The 2,212-nt window shown below is 72.2% G+C and carries 2 pseudogenes; one reads left to right on the top strand and one right to left on the bottom strand.

The features are described 5' to 3' along the window. Nucleotides 1–543, bottom strand: a pseudogene (locus O3W51_RS43735) (hypothetical protein); the annotation flags it as partial. 324 nt (nt 544–867) lie between these two features. Here O3W51_RS43735 and O3W51_RS43730 point away from each other — a divergent pair. Further along, nucleotides 868–2,212, top strand: a pseudogene (locus O3W51_RS43730) (hypothetical protein); the annotation flags it as partial.

Genomic DNA, 2,212 nt, shown 5'->3' with positions numbered 1-2,212 from the left:
GTAGAGGTCCTGAGCGGGGCCGCCGACCTTCGTCCAGTCGGTGCCGGTGCCGGACCACTGGTAGACCGCGGTTCGGTCCGAACTGAGCCCGTAGAGGCGGTCTCCGGCGATCGCGAAGGCGGCGCCCGGCTCGCCGATCGGCGTCCAGAGCTCGGGGGTGCCCGTGTAGCGCAGGATCGTGCCGGTGTCCGGGTTGGTGGCGAACAGCCCCGCACCGCCGCCGTACAGGTGGGCGGCGGGGCCGCCGATCTTCGTCCAGTCGGTGCCGGTGCCGGACCAGGCGAAGACGGCCGTGTGGTCGGCTGCCAGGGCGAAGAGGTGGTCGTCGGCGGTGGCGGTGACGGATTCCAGGGCGATGGGCGCGCCGGCCGGAGGGTCGGCGTGTGCCGGGACGACGGCCAGCAGGCCCGCGGTCAGGGCGACGGCCAGCGTTACGCCGATCCGCCGCAGAACCGCTCCCGGCCGGGAGCGCCTCCTTGCGGGGGACGGAAGCTGTCGCCAGCGCCGGTTCCCGGTGCGGGCTGGGGGAGTTGGAGGATTCACAGGGTCTCCAGAGTTTGTCCGAGAAGTGCTGGAGACCCACGCTGTGGCCTGGTGTGATTGTCCTTCGATTGCTGGGCGGGAAAACGCAGGTCAGTTGCGGACAAACCCGGTTTGGCCACGGACAACCAAGGGTCGGCGATGGCACGAGCAGGACGTCCGCAGGGCAGCCCGAAGGGGCAGACCCCGCAGGCCAACGAGTTAGCCGCCCTGGTGCGGGAGCTGACGGGCAGCGTCACGGTGCGAGAGCTCGCCGAGCTCTACCCCGCCAGCAAGACCAGCTGGGGTAACTACCGCTCCGGCGCGAAAATTATTACCGCCGGGCTCTTGGAGCAGCTGCTGCAGGACCGGGTTCCGGACGCTCCCGGGCGGGAGCGCTGGAGGCAGCGGGCGAACGCCCTGCTCGGTGCGGCACTGGCCGCCGAGGGCGGCCAGCAGCCGCCGGCCAGTACTCCGCGCGACGCGCTGGCCCACGCGGTGCGGGCGCAGCGTCAGGCCGAGGCGGACCTGCGTGAATCGGCGAAACTCGTCCACGTCCTGCGCGACATCATCACCCGCCTCCAAGCCGAGACACCGCCCGCCGGCAGCACCGTGGGAAGCCCGGCCGCCGAGGCACCGCACCAGAATCCGGCGGAGCCTGTGCCGCCGCAGGCCGGTGCGCTGAGCCAGGCCACCGAGCAACTGGCCCGCGCGCAGGAGATCCAGACCGCCGCGCAGGTGGCCCACGCCCGCGCTCACCAGGAGCAGGAGCGTTACCAGCAGCAGGCACAGGACATCTCGAGCACGGGGGCCGACCAGGCACCAACGTCCGGGGAGCTCGTGCCGGCGCGCCCGGACGCCGACGGGGAGATCGCGGTGCTGCTGGTGCAGGTACGTGCCGCGCTCGAGGGGCAGCACTGGGAGCTGTCGCGGCTCAACGACCGGCTGGGCTGGAGCGGTGAGGGCTCGGCCGCCGGTCAACGCGTTGTCCGCGGCGAACTCATCGACGCATCGGACAACCCCGCCACCAGCGCGAACATCCCCGGCGGTCGTGCCGTGCGTGCCGTGCGGCGCTGGCGTACGCGCTGGGTTGTGCTGGCCGCCGTCTGCGCGGTCCTGGCCGGTGCCGCCGGCACCACCTTGGCCCTGCACACCCGTGACACGGGCACGGTGGCCTCCGACGGCAAGCACCCCGCGATCACCGCGCCGGCTGCACCGCCTACCGCCTCCGACAGCAGCCCACCGACGTCACCCCAGCCCACTACCCCTGCGGCCAGCGAGTCGGCTCCGGCCGCGGCGCAGCATTCCGAACAGGCTCAGCCCGCCCCAGCGTTGTCCGTGACGGCCAAGGACGATCTGTATGTGCTGCGGTCCGATCACCGTGCGGTGTGGCGGTGGTCCGGTGACGGCCAGGGGTGGGCGCAGATCGGCGGGCCCGCCTCCGCGGTCTACGCGGGCCGGGCGGGCACCTTCGCCACCCACCCCGACACGGGAAAGATCTACAAGTTCCAAGGTGCCCGCGAGTGGGTTCCAATCGGGGAAGCAGGGGCGGCGTTCGCCATGAGCGGCGAGCACCTGTACCGGCTGGCGCCTGACCACTCGGGGGTGTTCGTGTGGTCCGGCCAGGGGACATCGTGGACGAGGATCGGCGGCCCTACGAGGAACATCTACGCCGGAGGCGCGGGCCTGTTCG

Origin of the sequence: Streptomyces sp. H39-C1 (genome assembly GCF_027158125.1) — a bacterium.
GTDB classification, from domain to species: Bacteria; Actinomycetota; Actinomycetes; order Streptomycetales; family Streptomycetaceae; genus Actinacidiphila; species Actinacidiphila fildesensis.
Note: the sequence above shows the minus strand (reverse complement) of the source record. Positions and strands in the feature narration are given on the sequence as shown.